This window comes from Colwellia sp. Bg11-28 (genome assembly GCF_002836245.1).
GTDB lineage: Bacteria > Pseudomonadota > Gammaproteobacteria > Enterobacterales > Alteromonadaceae > Colwellia > Colwellia psychrerythraea_A.
On sequence record NZ_PJBA01000004.1, the window covers coordinates 60,496 to 78,890 of the forward strand.

Below are 18,395 nucleotides of genomic sequence, written 5' to 3' on the forward strand. Positions count from 1 at the left end.
TATTAATAAGCCAGATTTGTTAAAAGTTAACTTATCAGTAATCACTTCATGATTAACCGTTGCTTACGTCTTCAAAATCAGCATCAATTATATCTTCATCCTTAGCGCCATCATTGGCAGCGTTACCTTGATGCTGAGCTGCTTGTTGCGATTGCGCTTGTTCAGTTTGCATGGTTTTACTATAAGCTTCTTGTAATGCACTTTGACGCATTTCAATTGCAGCTTTATCACTGCCATTAACTGCCATTTTCAGTTGCTCAATTAATGTTTTAAGCTCCGTTTGTTGATCTTGAGCTAAACTCGTCATTGACGTTTGCACGGTATGAATTAATTGATCTGCTTGGTTACGTTGATCAACTAACTCACGCTTTTGTTTGTCTTCACTCGCGTGCAGTTCAGCCTCTTTCACCATGCGATTAATTTCATCTTCCGTTAAGCCACTTGAGGCGGTAATTTTAATGCTTTGCTCCTTGCCTGTTGCTTTGTCTTTCGCTGACACATTCAAAATACCATTAACATCAATATCAAAGGCAACTTCAACTTGTACTGAGCCTCGTGGACCTGGATTAATATCCGTTAAGTTAAATTGACCCAACGATTTATTATCTGTTGCCATTTCACGTTGCCCTTGCAACACATGTACTGTTACCGCAGCTTGATTGTCTTCAGCCGTAGAGAACGTTTCAGAAGCGCGGGTTGGTATAGTGGTGTTTTTTTCAATAAGTTTAGTCATTACACCACCTAACGTTTCAATGCCGAGTGATAGTGGTGCTACATCAAGTAATAACACATCATCTACAGCGCCTGACATCACCCCCGCTTGAATTGCAGCACCCATTGCAACCGCTTCATCTGGGTTCACATCTTTTCGTGGTTCTTTAGAAAAGAAGGTTTTAACGGCTTCTTGCACTTTTGGCATACGTGTTTGACCACCCACCAAAATTACCTCGCTAACATCAGCTTTACTTAAACCAGCATCTTTTAATGCTTGTTCACACGGTGCGATGGTGCTTTTTACTAAATCATCAACTAATGATTCTAATTTTGCTCGAGTAACTTTTACGTTTAAGTGTTTAGGACCACTGGCATCAGCCGTAACGTACGGTAAATTCACCTCTGTTTGTAGTGCCGATGATAACTCGATCTTCGCTTTTTCAGCCGCTTCTTTAATGCGTTGCAACGCTAAAGTATCTTGATGAATATCAATACCACTTTCTTTTTTGAATTCATCAGCAAGGTAATTAATTAAGCGTAAATCAAAATCTTCACCCCCTAAAAAGGTATCACCATTGGTTGCTAATACTTCAAATTGTTTTTCACCGTCTACATTGGATATTTCAATAATTGAAACATCAAAAGTACCGCCACCTAAATCGTAAACCACCACTTTTTGATCAGCGTTACTATTTTTATCAACGCCATAGGCTAATGCTGCGGCAGTGGGTTCATTAATAATACGTTTAACATTAAGTCCTGCAATTTTACCTGCATCTTTGGTTGCTTGACGCTGCGAATCATTAAAGTATGCCGGCACGGTAATAACCGCATCTGTCACCGTTTCACCTAAATAGGCTTCAGCATCTTTTTTCAATTTACGTAAAATTTGTGCTGACACCTCTTGTGGAGACAATGCTTTACCATCGACCTCAACCCACGCATCACCGTTGTCCGCTTTTACTATTTTATAAGGCGCTAACTTAATGTCTTTTTGCACTTCTTTATCGTCAAATTTACGACCAATCAATCGCTTAATCGCAAATAATGTGTTGGTAGAATTGGTCACGGACTGTCTTTTTGCGGGTTGACCCGCTAACGTTTCATTATTTGCATAAGCAACAATTGATGGGGTTGTGCGGCTACCTTCTGCATTTTCAATAATTTTGGCAATGCCACCTTCCATAACCGCGACACATGAATTTGTTGTACCTAAATCTATACCAATAATCTTAGTCATAATAATCACCTGTTATCTAATAAAAGAATCTAATAAAAAGGGGTTCATAAAAAATGAACCGTATGGCAATTACTTGTAAGTAATTTTGCCCCTAAAACAATCCGAGATAAACCGACGAAGATTGATGGTTTACCGTTAGATGTTTGGTTTATGAGGCTATGATACTCAAGGTAAGGAAGTGCTTCTGTCATAAATATGACAGTATGCGTAAGTTTCTATGTTTAATTTTTAAAGTTAAATATCAATGTATTAAGGCGATGGGAGTGTGAGGTGATTAAAGCTAATATTAACTTTTGCTATATAGTCATAACTCGGTAGAATAAAAACATCTGGTTAGGTTACAACTAAAATTACTTTATTTATGCATAAAGATGATACTCATTTACCTCAAAAAGCGAATCCCGCGTTAGTTAAACAAGCTAACCTTTTTGCCGATTTACCGACAAAATTAATTGAAGATTTTCAACAAGAATTTCAGCTCAATCAATGGAATAAGGGCGATTACATTAATTCTGACATTTTAACACAACGCTTTTTTGTGGTGATTGAAGGTAATATAGAAATTAAACAAAGTAACCCTGAGACAGGCAGAGAAGCAACGTTAGATATGCTTTATGCTGGCGATTGTTTTGATTTAATGGTGCTATTAGATGATAAACCCCATGAAGTTATTATTTCACCTTTAACAACGGTAAAATTACTGTCAGTAAAACTGTCAACTATGCGACATTGGCTGTGGACTTATCCTGAATTTAACCAACAATTCATGCCTTACATAGCGAAAAAGATGCGTGAAAAAGAACAACAGGCAAGTAGTCTAATTTTACACGATGTAACAACACGTTTAAGCCGTATTATTTTAGAGCATATTAATAAAATTAAGTTTTATACGGGTACTAAAGAAGAAGAGCACCAGCATCATTTAGTGAATGGGTTAAACGATGAAACGTTGGCACGGATGACTGGTTCAGTTAGACAAGTGATTAATAAACAATTACAACACTGGAAAAAAGAAGATGTCATTGATAAAAAGCGTAATCAACTCATTATTAAAGATTTAGAAGCATTAGAAAAAGAAGCAAAATACACGCAAAATTTAGCTAATGCTCCTTTTTCTAATACCTAGTTGAGTAGCTAAACGCACAATAAAAGTTAATGACTTAACCCCGTAAACGCATACATCAATCAACTCTCTTGATTGATGTTCGACATACTATCCTTGGTTTTATTAGTCACTAAGTTAATTTTGACAAAAACTTCTTTATTTGGATATCCATCAGCAATCAGTTGATGCTGCAGCTGAAATGATCGAATGGCTTGTCTACTTTTAGGTCCCCAGATACCATCAGGCTCGCCTGTTTCAAAGCCTAATGAATTGAGTTGGCTTTGTAGGTTTTTCATCTGTGCAACACTATAAGGTTTCACGTTAGTTTGCGCTTTGTGTGAAAACTCAATGCCTTTAGCGCCAACTAATTTATTAGCTAATAGGCCTACTGACAGTGCATAACTTTTCGAAAGGTTCCACGTCATAATCACATTAAAATTAGGGTAGAGTAAAAATGCAGGTCCTTTATGGCCTGAAGGTAGATATAGCTCAGCCTGAATGTCATAAGTTGATAATGAATGGTTATTTGTTTTTTTTACGCCTAATTCTTTAAAATAATCAAGTGGGTAATATTGATCAAAAGCCACTTTATCAAAGGCAAAGTTTGTTGGTAATTTAACTTCTCGGCCCCAGCGTTCTTTAGGCTGCCAACTGATTTTATTTAAGTAATTGGCCGCCGTTGTTAAGGCATCAACCTCGCTTTTCCAAATGTCGACTTTGCCATCATTATCACCATCAACGGCATATTTTAAGAAGGCAGTAGGCATAAATTGCATATGGCCCATCGCACCAGCCCAAGAGCCTTGCAGTTGTTCAACAGCAACTTGCTTGGTTTCAATTAAGGTGAACAAGTTTAATAATTCTAGGGTAAAAAACTCACTACGACGTTCATCACAGGCTAAGGTGGCTAAAGAGTTAAGTACCGACATTTTACCTTTATGCTTGCCAAAGACTGTTTCTAAACCCCAAAAAGAGACTAAATATTGGCGTGGCACGCCGTATTTTTTCTCTAAGGTATCAAACAGTTTTTTATTTTTCTTTAGTTTCTCTTTTCCCACTCGCACATGATAATCGGTAACTCTTGCTTTAATATATTGCTCAAAGGTTTGGGTAAATTCAGGTTGTTTTTTATCTAAAGCAATCACTCGCTTAATGGGGGAAATATTATCAATAACGGTTTGGGTTATATAGGATGAAAACCCTGCGATTTCAGCGCGTTTAGCTAAATTTACTTTGCACTGGAGAAAATCCTCATCGGCAATTGTGGCATTCGCTAGTAAAGGAAATAATGCGCATAGCATGATTAATTTTCTAAAATGAAAAAGATTGAGTGTGTTTTTAATAAGTCGATTTGACGAGAGCATGAATGGGCATTCCTTGGCTAAAGCTGAAAGTTTAGAATAAGTAGCAATTCTATGATTAAATTTTACCTTGATAACAATCATTAATCACCGTTTTTTTCATGTGCTACCGGTTGTAAGGTTTCAGCCCAAGTGTGATAAGTATTCTCACCATTTTGTTCAATTTTCATGAGTAAATATTCAATGAGTACTTTGACTTTGGTGGGTAAAAACTCGCGTTTTGGATAAACACAATAAACGCCTTCTGATGAACGAAGAAAAGATGAAATAGGGACAATGCTTTTCGATTTCAGCCAGTCGCGGGCAATAAAATGGGGTAGTTGGGTTAAACCAAGCCCTTGGGCGCATAGCTCAGCCAGGGCTTCACCATCATTAACAATATACTGACTGCCAGGATCATAACTCTCAACCCCATGACCTTCATCGACCGTGATGGGCATTAAACGTCCAGACTGAGGGTATTTGAAACGAATCCAACTATGTTGAGAGTATTCTGCGGCGCAGGTAGGAAAGTCATTAGCAGCAATATAGGCAGGTGAGGCACAAAGAATAAAATCAATTGGGCTCAGCATTCGTGCAACCAGCCGTTGGTCATCGAGTTTACCGGTACGAATGGTTAAATCAATGCCCTGTTCTAAAATATCAACATAACTATCATTAAACGAAACGTCCAAGGTGATGTCTGGATATAACTGAGTAAACTCCTGTAATAACGGCATCACATAAAGCCGACCATAAGACACTGGCAAGTTTACTTTAACCTGTCCACATGGCAGATCATTGGTTTTTTTTAAGTCTTGTTCACATTGTTCTAGCTCTAATACTATTCGCCTTGCCGTGATTAGATAACGAGAACCTGAATCAGTTAAATGAACCTGACGGGTAGAGCGGTTGAATAGTTTAATACTAAGATTATCTTCAAGGCGTGCCATTCCTTTACTCACGGTCGATGCAGACAAACCTAAGTGATTTGCAGCCGCCGCAAAACCACCATGATCAACCGCGTTAACAAATAGCTTTAGCAAGCTTAACTTATCCATAGGTGAAGTTTCGTCACAAGTAATATGAAGTTAGTGATATTTAATCACATCATAAGGACGGTTACTATGTTGCCAGAGAATTTAATGTTTTAAGGAATAATAAAATGAAAAAATTAATTATTGGCTGCACCCTGTTACTTAATGTAGGTTGCGCATCGGTATCACAACCTAACCGTTTGGAGTTTATCGATCTTAGTCATCCAATCCCAACATTTGCACCAAGCAAAAGCGATGCGACCAAGCCAGATCTAAATCAGCCTCTTGATGACAGCACACCAATTGCGGGGTTTTATCAACAAGCCATACTCTATCCTATCGATAAATGGGCAACTAGCCAGGGCCATTTCAATAGTCGGGCAATTTTAATTCAAGAGCATAACGGCACCAGTTTTAATGCCCCTAATCACTATCAAAACGATGTAAATAGTACAGAGAAAGGGGCAATTCCTGCTAGTAATCGTAAAGCAGCACATCAATTGGACAGCGAGCAACTAACCGGAAATATTGTGCTAATTGATGTATCTAATAGGGTAAAAGCCGAACTGGATAAAAATGATGGTAAACCAAGCACAGATCTAAATATCACCGATTTTTCTGATAAATCACAAGCGACAATCAGAGCCGCTGATATTCGAGCCGTTGCCGATCAAATTACCGATGGCGCGTGGTTAGTCGGTCGTGTTGGTTGGGAACAATTTTATTTTTCAGGTACCGAAGACTGGAATAAGTCGCAGTATGTTAATGGCCTAAACCACCCTGGGTTTACCAGAGAAGCTATTGAAGAAATTATCAAAATTATGGAAGAAAAAAAGGTCAAGATATCGGGTATTGCCGCTGACAGTTTTAGTACTGATTCTGGACAGGGGGCGAAAGGCAGTGACGACAAATGGAGCAACGCGTGGCCAGCACATGTTCGTTTATATCAACGTGACATCTTAATTGTTGAAAATCTGACAAATCTTTCATTATTAGCTCAACAGCAAGGTGACTGTTCATTGATGGTTGGAGCATTAAACCATGTGGGTGGCACGGGTGGTCCAGCAAGAGTGATGGCGGTATGTGAAGGACAAACGACAAACAATGAACCAGTGAAATTTGTCCACCGTCATCGTTAAGTTGTTTGATCAGCCAAGTAAGTCGGTTTGTTGATTGAAAATAAGGGGAATTAGCCATTCTCCTTATCGTTATATCGTATGCTAAATCTAAGGGTTAAAGACCGTTGTCTTCGGTCCAATCTTTGAGTTTTTCTAAAATATCTAATGCCGTGCGGCCAAAAGCGGTGATTTCATAAGCGACGGCAATAGGGCGATCGCTGATCACTTCACGGGTAACTAGGCCTTGTGATTCCAATTCTTTCAAGCGCTGATCGACCATTTTCTTACTTGCGCCACCTAACATGCGAGATAGTTCGTTAAAACGAACTGGACCATCTTTTAGATGCCAGAGGATAGACGCTTTCCATTTACCCCCTAAAACCCGCATGCCCCGCTCAATAAGACAGGGTTCTTCACAACTTTCTAAATTTATTTTTTTAACATTACTATTTGTTTTAATTGTATTTTTCATTTTATTTCTATTTTAAACTTAGTGGTTACTAAAAGTATACTGGTTGCTTTAATTAACCACTATAGCATAATACTACTATCCGTTACCAATCAAGATGCATTAACGTTAACAGTTAACGCTCACATTCACTTTAGTGCAATTTAGGAAGCCAGTTTATGCAAACACTCATTTCTTATGATCCAATTAATAGAGCGCCTTTGGGTGAAGTACCTATTACGGAGCCAGTAGACATGCCAGCGCTTGTTTTGCGTGCAAAAAAAGCACAAAAGCCATGGTTGGCTCTATCTCTTGATGAACGCCAACAAAAAGTAATGAAGGCCTACGAGCGTCTTGCTGAGGTAGAAGAGCAACTAACATTATTGATCAGTAAAGAAATGGGTAAAGATTATCGTAGAGCAAGTTACGAGGTGGCTGGCACTGTCCAAAATGCGGCCTATTTTACTCAGGAAATAGCGCAAGCCTTAAAAGCGGAGTCAATGGGAAGCAATGCTGAGATGCAATATCGGCCATTAGGCATAGTCGCCGTTATCTCTCCTTGGAATTATCCATTGGCGATGGCGAATAACTTATTGCTGCCTGCGCTAATTGCAGGTAATAGTGTAGTGTTAAAACCATCAGAAGAAACGCCCTTAGTTGCTGATCTTTTTGTTAAAACATTAAACCAAGTGCTACCTGAGAATGTACTACAAATAGCACATGGCGATGCAAAAACCGGTAAAGCTTTGGTTAATGCCGACATCAATATGGTGGCTTTCACTGGTTCATTAGCTGCTGGAAAGCATATTATGGCAAGTGCCGCGTCAGGACTTAAACGCTTAGTGATGGAGTTGGGAGGCAATGATCCACTTATCGTTATGGCAAGCGCTGATATTGATAGAGCAGTTCAGTTTGCGGTGGCTAGCTCTTTTGAAAATACCGGTCAGATGTGTACTTCTACTGAGCGTATTTATGTAGATGAACGTATAGCCGATGAATTTGAGCAGAAAGTAGTTGCGTTAGCGAGTCGCTATCAAGCGGGCGCTTGGGATCAGAATAATGTCAATATTGGCCCGATTGTTAATCCTAAACAGCATGCTAAGGTGTTGTCTCAACTTGAAGATGCTCAAGCAAAAGGTGCTTCATTCTTATTAGGAAAACACCATTATGCATTACCTTATATACAACCTACAGTCGTAACCGGCATCACACCTGATATGCTTTTAGAGCGAGATGAAACTTTCGGTCCTGTGGTAGCTATCAGTCGTTTTGAGCAACTATCTGAGGCAATTGAACGCGCTAATGCCAGTCCATACGGTTTAGGCGCCGTAGTATTTGGTGGTGCTGGAGCCAATGCCGTTGCAGAGCAAATGGAAGCTGGCATGGTGGCTATCAATCAAGGTGCTGGCGGTCTTGGACCCTGGGTTGGAGCTAAACAAAGTGGCTTCGGCTTTCATGGAACTGCTGCGGGTCACCGTCAATTTTCCCAGCTGCGAATTATTAACAAATAAATAATACCAATCGGATCAATAAATTGATCCGATTGGTATAAATGATAGAGTAAAATATGAATCAAAAAATAGATAAAACCGCTGACTTTTTTATCGCCGCTTTAGAGCCCGGAGCAGAGCATCCTGCTTTACCTGCATGGGGTAATCACCAAGTAAATCCTGCAAACTTAAGTGATACTATTGATATCAGTGAAATTGAACGACATGAATTGACTCAGGTCCCTGGTGCATTTCAATTATTCAATGTATTGACAAAAGATGAGTGTGAAAAGCTAATTAGTATTAGTGAACAGTTGGAGTTTTTACCCGATGCCGCTGTCTCTTTGCCACGAAGTGTTCGTCATAATGATAGCTTAACTTGGATAGTTGATGAACAAACGGATGGCATTATTTGGCAGAGAATTGCGCATTTAATGGATGATAGACAGGCTATATTTGGTGGCAGTAAAGCGTTGGGGATCAATGCGCGTTTTCGTTTCTATCGCTATAATCCCGATGACTATTTCAAACCCCATTCTGATGGTTCTTGGCCGGGTAGCCGCATTATTAATGACGAGTTGATTGCTAATGCTTATCCTGATCGTTATAGCCAAATGACTTTTTTAATATTTTTAAGCGAAGATTTCCAAGGAGGTGAAACGCGATTTTTAGTGAATGCTGATGATCCTACTAAGCCTGCAACATCGAATGACAATGTTAAAAATGTTGATGTTCGAACCCCGGCTGGCGGGATATTATGCTTCCCTCACGGTATGCACCCATTGCATTGTATACACAGTTCAGTACCTATTACTGATGGGGTTAAGTATATAATCCGTACGGATGTTTTATTTGAATTGTAAGCTTGCTTTGGAGGTATTTGTTGCGATGGTAGCCTCCAAAAAAGAAAGTAGAAAGAGTGGAGGTTGTCTCGCTTTTTCTACTCATTTTGGTATCTCTTGAGCTGTGAACAATAGTTTTCTTTATGCGGTATAAATTTCTTTGGCTAATCGGTCGCTAAAATTTCATTGATTTCTTCAATATGTGTTTTTAGCTTACTCAAGCAAATATCGGCATCTTCATCAGTCATACCATTACCTTCTAATAACACATAGCGGTCTTGATCTAGGTCTATCATGTTGGAAAAGTAGAAGGCATCTTTCCAATACTTACACGGGCTAGGCTGGGTCGTTAAGTGATCTTTGCAAACTTGTTGATCTTTTACATAAGGAAGCACTGCCAATGCTTTATGTTTGTAAACTTTAATAGAAACGCCTCCAGGCCAGTTTTTTAAACGAATATCGAGGTCACATTTAATATCGTCATTTTCTTTTTTTAGGTAGACCTTTTTTACTTCAAAGGAGCCTCGCCATTGAGAAAATAGACTTCCATAAAATATCTCGTTTTCTATTTCATTAAATTTACTTTCAATTTTTTGAGTCATTAAATTGATGTTATCTGACATGATGTTGGTGCCTTTTATTATGTAGAAGTTAACTGCTAGCTTGGACAGTTAAGTGCAGTTCATACCGCTATGCTACTGAGACTACATAGAGCTGTAAAGCCATGGAGGACGTCTTCGTTATGAGTATTTTTTATGGTTTGATAAGTTTAATTTTTAATAGCACAACGACTCAATATAGCTGCTGTGTTCAGCTCAGGCACCGCGTTTAGGCCTACATTAATTTGATATTTCCTTAAGAGGTTTTACTGTATGATGCCCGATTTTATTGGGATATTAACAGACAGTGCAGCGCTCTATATTTACAGAACGTAATTACCTGACCTATTTGTGTGGCAGTATATTTTCTACTCAAGGTATTTGGATTCAGCGTATGACACTAGGCTGGATGATGTGGGATCAAACCCATTCTGAAAGCTGGTTGGGTATGTTGGCCTTTTTAATGTTCTTCCCATCGGTCATTATAGGTCCCTTGTTTGGGGTGATGGTAGATCGTATTAACCGTCGCCAGGCTGCGGTTGTTACCAGTATTATACTGGGGCTGTTATCACTACTATTGTCATTATTGATATGGCAACAGTTAGCTGATGAGATGATGTTGTTATTTTTTGCCCTAGGAATAGGCATAGCCAATAGTGCTTATCAGTCGATACGACTGTCTTTAGTACCTGAATTGGTCAGCGCTGTTAATATGCCTAAAGCGGTGGCAATCAATGCTATTTTATACAATACCTCTCGTTTTATTGGACCGGTTATTGCCGGACTCCTGATTAAATATCAGGGCAATGCCGTCGCATTTGCCGTGGTTGCTGCCTGTTATATCCCGTTAATTATCGTATTATTGCTGTTAAAACTTGATGAGAGCCAGAGGACTGCTGAGGCAAAGCAATTCACTTTTTTTATGGATATAAAAGCGGGATTGAATTACGCCCTGCGTTCGGACTTAATTCTGCGTTTATTAATGTTAATTGCTGTCTCTGCTATGTTCGGTAGGGGATTGTTAGAAATTTTACCAGCAGCGGTTGATGTACTTTACGGGCGCGGCGTGGAAGCATTAGCTTGGATGAATTCAGCGGCGGGGATCGGCGCTATTATCGCAGGTTTACTGCTGTCATCTTTTAGTGCTGGGCGCTTATTACCAGCAATGCGTATAGCAGTCATTAGCTCCGGTTTATTGTTAGTAATCTTTAGTTATACCCGTAGTTTTGAGTTAGGTTTAGTGATCATAGGGGGATTAAGTTTTTGTGCCACCGTTTGCGGCGTCGGTACCCAGTCACTAATCCAGGTGTCAGTGACAAGTGCCTTTAGAGGTAGGGTCATGAGTTTATGGGGCGCCATTAATATTGGTGGTGGAGCATTAGGTGGCTTGTTATTCGGTGTGTTTACCGAGTCTATGGGATATCCCTTCACACTCATTACCATGGGGCTAATTTGTGTTGTTATCGCTTATGTCGCCACGCGCCGTATTAGGCTGCCTGTTTCATTCAACCAGCCAAAGTGTGATTAACATTTATTGATTGTTAAGTTATCAGGAAATCACACTGGGTTGTATTTCAATAAAGAGTTGGGTAGTGACGACATCGAGTATAAAGCGCTAAATTTCAGTGGATATTTTATTTCTTCCGGTGTCCTTTGCTCTATACAATATTTGATCTACTTTATTGATCATGCTGCTCATTTCAATAGCGTCGCCAGAAAAGTACTCTAAACCAATAGATACAGTAACTTTTATCAAATCACCTTCATAGATGGTTTCAAGGTTTTCAATGTTTTTTCTGATTTTCTCAGCGACAACCATGGCGGTTACTTTTGGTATTTCTGGCAAGAGTACCAAAAACTCTTCTCCACCCCATCGGCAAATAGTATCTACTTCCCTAATGCTGTTGGTCACAGCTTTTGAAAAGGCGATTAAAGCAGCGTCTCCACAGGCATGTCCATACCTATCGTTGATTGACTTAAAATGGTCAATATCTAACATTAACAGTGAGAAACCTCGTTTGAATCTTCTAGAACGGGTAATTTCTGAATGGAGTAATTCGGTAAAATATCGGCGGTTGTACAGTTCCGTTAAAGGATCTCTTCTTGAGGATAAGATTAACTCTTCTAGTAATTGATTTTTTTCAGAAATGTCTCTGATAACCGCAGTAAATTCAACATTATCAGCAATACGAATTTTTGATATGGTCACTTCAATGGCAAACTCACTGCCGTCTTTTCTAAGGCCTTGCACGGCTGCTCGAGTTTGCATGGGTCTAGAATCTACTTGTGATCTTTTGAACCCTTCGACATAACCATGATGTTTAGTTTGGTATTTTTCAGGTAATAACTTGGTCAGTGGCTGACCCATTATTTCTTGTTCACTGTAGCCAAACATTGATTGGGCAGCTTCGTTGAAAAGTTTCACATTTTGCTGTTCATCAATGGTAATTATACCGTCATAAGCGTTATTAACTACCGCTTCGAATCGTTTCATTGAGAGGTTTAGCTGTTTTTCTAAGACCTTTTTTTCAGTGATCTCAACACAGGTTTGAATAATTCGAAATTTTGCATCGGCTGAGTTTACGATAGGAGATACTATTGAACGCCAACATCTTTCTTGCCCTTTATAGTCAAGCACAATCTCAGTTTCCAAAGCAATGCGTTCATTTTTACAATGAATGAATGCTTCTTTTAAGGGGTTGTGAATGTATCTTGGGAAGATTGTTGTCAGTGGCTGACCAAGTGCTTTTGCGCTTGAATATCCCATAAGATCCTCATAGCGACTATTGCAACTGACCAGTTCAAAAGCTACCGACTGAGGGTCGAACTCAAATACAGCAAAACTAGCGCCAATAGCCTCAATTGAGCTGATAAGCGTGTCGTGATCACTAAGAAAAAACATGTGGTTCTCCGTTACCGAGGATTTATATATTGCTCTGAAACTTTTAATCGTATTGTTGATGGCTAAATTGAATTTTTAGAAAAAGAAAATAATTTAGGCAAAGATAGTGAATAAGACACAGAAAGTTGCTTTTAAATTTCGGTGCACTATATATATTTTCATTTATTATTTCAATCTCTTATATTGCTTAACAAAGAGAGGTGTTCTGCCGAGTCATTCATTGTCAGGGGGGAATTGCGCTAATCTGTTAACTAAACATGTGCCTTAATTCAGTGAAATATTTTGACTAACAAGCAATAAATAATACTTTGAAATAGAGATGAGCAAATATCACGGTTGCTTATGTTAGCAATATACTTTTTTATCTGTTTATTGTTTGTCATTCTTTTTATTATTAAAGCATCTTGATGTTATTGGAAATAAAAAATGAGCAGTAAAAAACAAAACGAGAATTATAAAAATGGTGAGCAAGTTCGTCGTGAAGTAATGGGAGATGAATTTGTTGATCGTGCTTTAAATAATGCCACTGAATTTGACCAACCTTTACAAGATTTAGTCATGGAAAATGCGTGGGGAAGTACTTGGAATAGAAATGACTTACCAAAAGATACCCGAAGTTTAGTGACTATCTCTATGTTAATCGCCCTAAAAGCACCGAATGAATTAAAAGGTCATGTTCGTGGTGCATTACGTAATGGGGTAACTAAAGAAGAGATTAGAGCGGTGATTATGCATGCGAGTGTTTATTGTGGATTTCCTGCCGCTATTGAAGCAATGAGAGCGGCTAAAGAAATTATTGATACTTGGGAAGGGTGAGTGAATTTAGATTATTCGATACTACAGCACCAATGGTAGAACTGCCGCTTTCATGGATGAATATCGGCAGATTTTGACAGTAAACTAAAACTGATGATAACTGTTCATACCCGTCACCTTTCAAAGTGCATGATTTAAGTGGGAGTTAAAAGTGATTTAGGCAAGGCATTTATTTTAAACAATGGTTATTCCCTTGTTCAAATGAATAACGCCGCTTAAATCGCTTTTAACCCCATCGAAGAAGCGCTTGAGCAACACCACTACATCGTTGCACCTCTTTATAAGGACGCTACATTGATGGTGTTATTAGAGAATGCAGGAGCATATTATCCTGAATAACCATTACTACAAAGTCGCGCCTTGTATTGAAATTGCTCAAGTACTCTTAAACAAGCATCTTGAATGGTAACGGGTATAAATTGAGCTGATACTCAGGTGAATACTAATCACATCCATGTGATTAACCAAGTCTATTTTTTGTTGGTTATACGAATTGAAGCTTTATTAATTTTAACCGCTTCCATGGTTCTTCCATTGCGAGTACCTAAGGCTTCAATTTTAGCTAAGCTGTTTTCTGGATCTGCAACTACTTTACCAAAAACAGTATGTTTACCATCTAAAAAAGGTGTCGGGATAAAGGTTAAGAAAAATTGGCTGCCATCAGTGCCGGGACCAGCATTTGCCATGCTTAACGTTCCCGCTTCGCTATGACCTATTTCACCTTCAAATTCTCCATCATACTTATAACCAGGGTTACCTGCACCTGTTCCTGTAGGGTCACCGCCTTGTGCCATAAAACCAGGAATAACACGATGAAAAATCAAGTCATCATAGAAACCCAGTTTAGTTAAGTAAATAGTGCTAGAAACATGCATAGGTGCTGAATCGGCCAACAGCTTAATGGTGATATTACCTTGGGTTGTTTGCAGCTCCCAAAAATAATCTTTACCGGGGGCAAAAGTAAGTAATGGCGGCTGACTTAACTTGGTCTTCCAAGCTGGATCTGTTTTATCAATTGCTTGCTTAGTAATAAACTTATTTGTTTTTTTTACTACATCATCACTGCCACAACATGCGGTTAGTGTCATTGTTAAAAAAAGGCTAGCGATGATCTTTTTCATAGCATTCATATAAAATATCTTATGTTTTTAATTCAATTTGTTGAATGTTATCAGCTCTTATCGATGAAACCTCAAGTATCAGATAACAGACTCTAGTGGTAAATAAGAAAAGTCACCTATACAGAGAGAGACTCTTACACCGCTTATTATGCCGTTAATAGAGATGGCATAATAGGCGTATAGCTCGAAGTAATTGTCAGATAAGTTATCAAAAATTATTTATTTTTAACGGGACGACTTTTATAAAGGACTAAAGCCGTGATTAAAAAGGCTAAGAAAAATAAACCTAATGTGGCACTTGTTTGATCTGACAATACATCATCAGGACGAAGAATTACGCGGCCATTGTCTTCTATTTGATAAACTTGATGGAATTTACCATTCACTTGCACCGATTGTAAGGTGATTTCTTTACCTAAAAGTACGGGTGATTTTTTTTCATCACAATATTCGGTTCTAAATTTAACCGATAAATTATAAGTAAGATCAGAGTCAGCAATGCTTAATGAAGCAGCGCCTTTTGGCGGGCAATGTAATTGAAATATAGTGCCTTTAACTGTTTGAATATCTGTTAATTCAGCGTACGATTTTGAGTGTTGAGAACTTTTTATACCGAGAAATAAAAAGAAGGCGGCCAAGGTTAACAATAATATTTTTGCTGTTTTATTCATAAAATTTCACACTTGATTGTCTCAGTTGAAAGACAAAATAATTTACTAAAATGGTGTGATGAAGTTGAACACAGCAGTAGCTTATATGTCTTGATTTATATCAGTAATAGATTCTTTTTATACGATTCAATTGATATGTCTTCTTTTAACACAAAGACTCACATCGAAATTTAACGTTTCATTTAGCTCATTGGTTGCCATAACCATTGAAAAGAGGAGTAATGGTTGCTCATTCTTTTCTGCCAATGCATAAACATTTAAACGCATAAAATGAACATGGCACAACAGATTCTGATGAGCGTAGTCAAACCATTCTCCTAAATAGATTTATCATGTGGAAATAAATGAATAGCAAGAATGTTTTTATCTTAAATTATAACATTAACAGCTACTTAATACGTAGTTGAAATATAACATCTGTCTCCAATAATTTTATATCTTACTCTTCATATTGATACTGAAACTAAGAAAGTACTCTAGCGTTCCCCCAGTTGATTACTCAACAGCGTATCGTAGCTAATTTTAGCTAAATTAGTTATTGCTGTACTTTTAAAGCTTAGCGACTTAATGAATATAGTTCGTGTACGAATTTAAAATTGTATATATATTTTATGACTTTTTGTCTGATTTAGGCTAACAAGTCTAAATTTTCATTAACTAATCGCAATTAATATCAATTTAGCACTGATTAGTACGAATTTAGTACTAACTAAATAGTGGGTTGATCATTTCTGTTCAAACTATTACAATTATAATTAATTGAACGTTCAATTAAAATAATTTTGAGAAGTTTGTGCCAAAAGTTGGAATGAAACCCGTACGTAAACAACAATTAATCAACGCTACTTTAGAATCGGTGGCGCAATACGGTTTACAAAACACCACGATTATTACCATTAGTAGAATTGCTGGCTTATCGTCAGGGATCATTAGTCATTATTTTGGTGGTAAGCAGGAATTGGTTGAAGCAACAGTTAAACATTTGCTGGATCAATTGAAATCAGCACTGCTTGATCGTATCGGTCAGCAGAGTCTAAGTGCGACCGAACGACTTAGAATGATCATTGAGGCAAACTTTACCCAATTACAACGTTCAGCGCCGGCAACAAAAACCTGGCTTAGCTTCTGGGCGCAGTCAATGCATCAGCCTGGATTGGCTCGCCTGCAACATATCAACAGCAAGCGCTTATACAGCAACCTACTTTTTTCTTTTCGTCAGTTATTAACTGATGACCTCGCAGTTATAGCCTCTAAACAGACCGCTGCGATGATTGATGGTTTTTGGTTGCGAAGCGCTTTAAGTCCTAGGCCTGAAGAAGAATTTAAACAGGCCGAACAATTATGTAAAAAGTTTATAGACGATCTGCTTAAGCAGTACGGAGATATCAATTGTCGTTAGTACGTTATAGAAATTTTGTCGATGGTGCCTACATGGCAAACGACAGTGGTGAAACATTCGATGTGATTAACCCAGCTACGGGAAAAGTAATTTATCAAGTTGAAGTCGCCGATGGAAAAATTAAACAAGAAGCAATAACTAGTGCTCAGCGTGGTTTTGCTACTTGGTCGGCAATGAGCGCTATACAGCGCAGTCGAATTCTACTCAAAGCGGTAGCTTTGTTACGCGAGCGTAATGATGAACTGGCAGAGATTGAAGTACTTGATACCGGTAAACCATGGCAAGAAGCTTCAGTCGTTGATGTTGAGTCAGGTGCTGATTCTATCGAGTTTTTTGCGGGCTTGGCTCCTGGAATTGAAGGTAATCAGCAGCAAGTCGATGGTGATTTTTATTACACTCGTCGTGAAGCATTAGGTATTTGCGCCGGTATTGGTGCGTGGAATTACCCATTACAGATAGCTTGTTGGAAAGCTGCACCTGCATTGGCGTGTGGTAACTCGATGATTTTTAAACCATCAGAAGAAACACCATTAGGCGCATTAAAACTCGCTGAGATTTTCACTGAAGCAGGCATTCCAGATGGCGTATTTAATGTTGTTCAAGGTGCTGGTGAAGTGGGTTCTTGGTTAAGTCATCACCCAGATATCGCGAAAGTTTCTTTTACTGGTGAAGTTGGTACCGGCAAGAAAGTCATGGCAGGTGCTGCCACGACGCTTAAAGATGTCACCATGGAACTTGGTGGAAAATCACCATTGATTATTTTTGATGATGCAGATATCGACAATGCTGTTTCTGCTGCCATGTTAGGTAATTTTTATACGCAAGGTGAAGTTTGCACCAATGGTACGCGCGTATTCGTACAAGAATCAGCATACCCGAAATTTATTGAGAAATTACTGCAACGTACTCGCCAAAACATTATCGTTGGAGATCCAATGGATCCCGAGACAAATTTTGGTGCTCTCATCTCGAAAAAGCATTTTGATTTGGTATCAGATTATATCAAAGTCGGTATTAAAGAAGGCGCTACGCTACTTCATGGCGGCACATCACTGCAGCCAGACAATGCACCCAATGGCTATTTTATTGCGCCAACTATTTTTACCGATTGTACTGATGGCATGACAATTTGCCGAGAAGAGATTTTTGGGCCAGTAATGTCAGTATTAATATTTATTGATGAAGATGAAGTGGTTGCTAGAGCCAATGCTACCGATTATGGGCTGGCAGCGGCGGTATTCACACAAGATATTAATTGTGCTCACCGTGTTATCCATAAAATGGAAGCTGGAATTTGCTGGATAAACAGCTTTGGTGCATCACCTGCGCAAATGCCTGTAGGTGGTTATAAACAGTCAGGTATTGGACGTGAAAATGGTCTGGTTACACTAAACCATTACACTCAAATTAAATCCGTTTATGTTGGTCTTCAGCCACTTGATAGTCCTTTTTAAAAGGGACTCGTTCGTTCGTGAGAGACACTTTCGAAACCCTAAGTCGTTTCGAAATCTGTATTGATAGTAAGAAAAATATCAATGTAAGTGTTTGATAAG

Annotated in this window: 16 protein-coding genes; 8 read left to right on the forward strand and 8 right to left on the reverse strand. The window is 38.7% G+C overall.

The genetic code is table 11. The features are described 5' to 3' along the window. Window positions 1-52 precede the first annotated feature (52 nt). Window positions 53-1,954, reverse strand: a complete 1,902-nt coding sequence (gene dnaK, locus CXF79_RS04075) for a molecular chaperone DnaK (RefSeq protein ID WP_101154066.1) — start codon at window positions 1,952-1,954, stop codon at window positions 53-55. 361 nt (window positions 1,955-2,315) lie between these two features. Between dnaK and CXF79_RS04080 the strand changes: the two genes are divergently transcribed. Further along, window positions 2,316-3,080, forward strand: a complete 765-nt coding sequence (locus CXF79_RS04080; RefSeq protein WP_101154067.1) for a Crp/Fnr family transcriptional regulator — start codon at window positions 2,316-2,318, stop codon at window positions 3,078-3,080. 59 nt (window positions 3,081-3,139) lie between these two features. Here CXF79_RS04080 and CXF79_RS04085 read toward each other — a convergent pair whose 3' ends face one another. Further along, window positions 3,140-4,423, reverse strand: coding sequence for a lytic murein transglycosylase (locus CXF79_RS04085; protein ID WP_101154257.1), 1,284 nt, complete (start codon window positions 4,421-4,423; stop codon window positions 3,140-3,142). 80 nt (window positions 4,424-4,503) lie between these two features. After that, complete coding sequence (locus CXF79_RS04090) at window positions 4,504-5,460, reverse strand: LysR family transcriptional regulator (protein WP_101154068.1); 957 nt, start codon at window positions 5,458-5,460, stop codon at window positions 4,504-4,506. A 104-nt stretch (window positions 5,461-5,564) separates the two neighbouring features. On the opposite strand from CXF79_RS04090, the gene CXF79_RS04095 reads away from it, so the two are divergent. Further along, a complete protein-coding gene (locus tag CXF79_RS04095) occupies window positions 5,565-6,575 on the forward strand; it encodes a cyclase family protein (RefSeq protein WP_101154069.1) in 1,011 nt (336 codons plus the stop codon). Between the two features lie 94 nt (window positions 6,576-6,669). Here the strand turns inward: CXF79_RS04095 and CXF79_RS04100 are convergent, their stop codons facing one another. Then, window positions 6,670-7,026 (reverse strand): winged helix-turn-helix transcriptional regulator, encoded by a 357-nt coding sequence (locus CXF79_RS04100; protein WP_101154070.1) that lies wholly within the window; start codon window positions 7,024-7,026, stop codon window positions 6,670-6,672. 155 nt (window positions 7,027-7,181) lie between these two features. On the opposite strand from CXF79_RS04100, the gene CXF79_RS04105 reads away from it, so the two are divergent. Together CXF79_RS04105 and CXF79_RS04110 are read left to right on the forward strand one after the other, a co-directional pair. Further along, window positions 7,182-8,513: an aldehyde dehydrogenase family protein gene (locus CXF79_RS04105; RefSeq protein ID WP_101154071.1), complete on the forward strand. Its 1,332-nt coding sequence runs from the start codon at window positions 7,182-7,184 to the stop codon at window positions 8,511-8,513. Between the two features lie 56 nt (window positions 8,514-8,569). Continuing rightward, a complete protein-coding gene (locus CXF79_RS04110; RefSeq protein ID WP_101154072.1) occupies window positions 8,570-9,355 on the forward strand; it encodes a prolyl hydroxylase family protein in 786 nt (261 codons plus the stop codon). 143 nt (window positions 9,356-9,498) lie between these two features. Here the strand turns inward: CXF79_RS04110 and CXF79_RS04115 are convergent, their stop codons facing one another. After that, a complete protein-coding gene (locus CXF79_RS04115) occupies window positions 9,499-9,957 on the reverse strand; it encodes a hypothetical protein (protein ID WP_011042160.1) in 459 nt (152 codons plus the stop codon). Between the two features lie 283 nt (window positions 9,958-10,240). Between CXF79_RS04115 and CXF79_RS04120 the strand changes: the two genes are divergently transcribed. Next, a complete protein-coding gene (locus CXF79_RS04120) occupies window positions 10,241-11,461 on the forward strand; it encodes an MFS transporter (protein WP_101154073.1) in 1,221 nt (406 codons plus the stop codon). 87 nt (window positions 11,462-11,548) lie between these two features. Here the strand turns inward: CXF79_RS04120 and CXF79_RS04125 are convergent, their stop codons facing one another. Then, a complete protein-coding gene (locus CXF79_RS04125) occupies window positions 11,549-12,835 on the reverse strand; it encodes a sensor domain-containing diguanylate cyclase (protein WP_101154074.1) in 1,287 nt (428 codons plus the stop codon). A gap of 426 nt (window positions 12,836-13,261) precedes the next feature. On the opposite strand from CXF79_RS04125, the gene CXF79_RS04130 reads away from it, so the two are divergent. Beyond that, entirely contained in the window at window positions 13,262-13,651 is a 390-nt protein-coding gene (locus tag CXF79_RS04130; protein WP_101154075.1) for a carboxymuconolactone decarboxylase family protein, read from the forward strand. 470 nt (window positions 13,652-14,121) lie between these two features. Here CXF79_RS04130 and CXF79_RS04135 read toward each other — a convergent pair whose 3' ends face one another. Beyond that, entirely contained in the window at window positions 14,122-14,772 is a 651-nt protein-coding gene (locus CXF79_RS04135) for a peptidylprolyl isomerase (protein WP_232769074.1), read from the reverse strand. A gap of 215 nt (window positions 14,773-14,987) precedes the next feature. Continuing rightward, a complete protein-coding gene (locus CXF79_RS04140; protein ID WP_011042167.1) occupies window positions 14,988-15,443 on the reverse strand; it encodes a hypothetical protein in 456 nt (151 codons plus the stop codon). Window positions 15,444-16,236: 793 nt separating this feature from the next. On the opposite strand from CXF79_RS04140, the gene betI reads away from it, so the two are divergent. Together betI and betB are read left to right on the forward strand one after the other, a co-directional pair. Further along, the gene (gene betI / locus CXF79_RS04145; protein ID WP_041736724.1) at window positions 16,237-16,842 is read left to right on the forward strand and encodes a transcriptional regulator BetI; all 606 of its coding nucleotides are present in this window, start codon (window positions 16,237-16,239) and stop codon (window positions 16,840-16,842) included. After that, the gene (betB, locus tag CXF79_RS04150) at window positions 16,833-18,296 is read left to right on the forward strand and encodes a betaine-aldehyde dehydrogenase (protein ID WP_101154077.1); all 1,464 of its coding nucleotides are present in this window, start codon (window positions 16,833-16,835) and stop codon (window positions 18,294-18,296) included. The genes betI and betB overlap by 10 nt, the downstream gene beginning before the upstream one ends. Window positions 18,297-18,395: the final 99 nt, after the last annotated feature.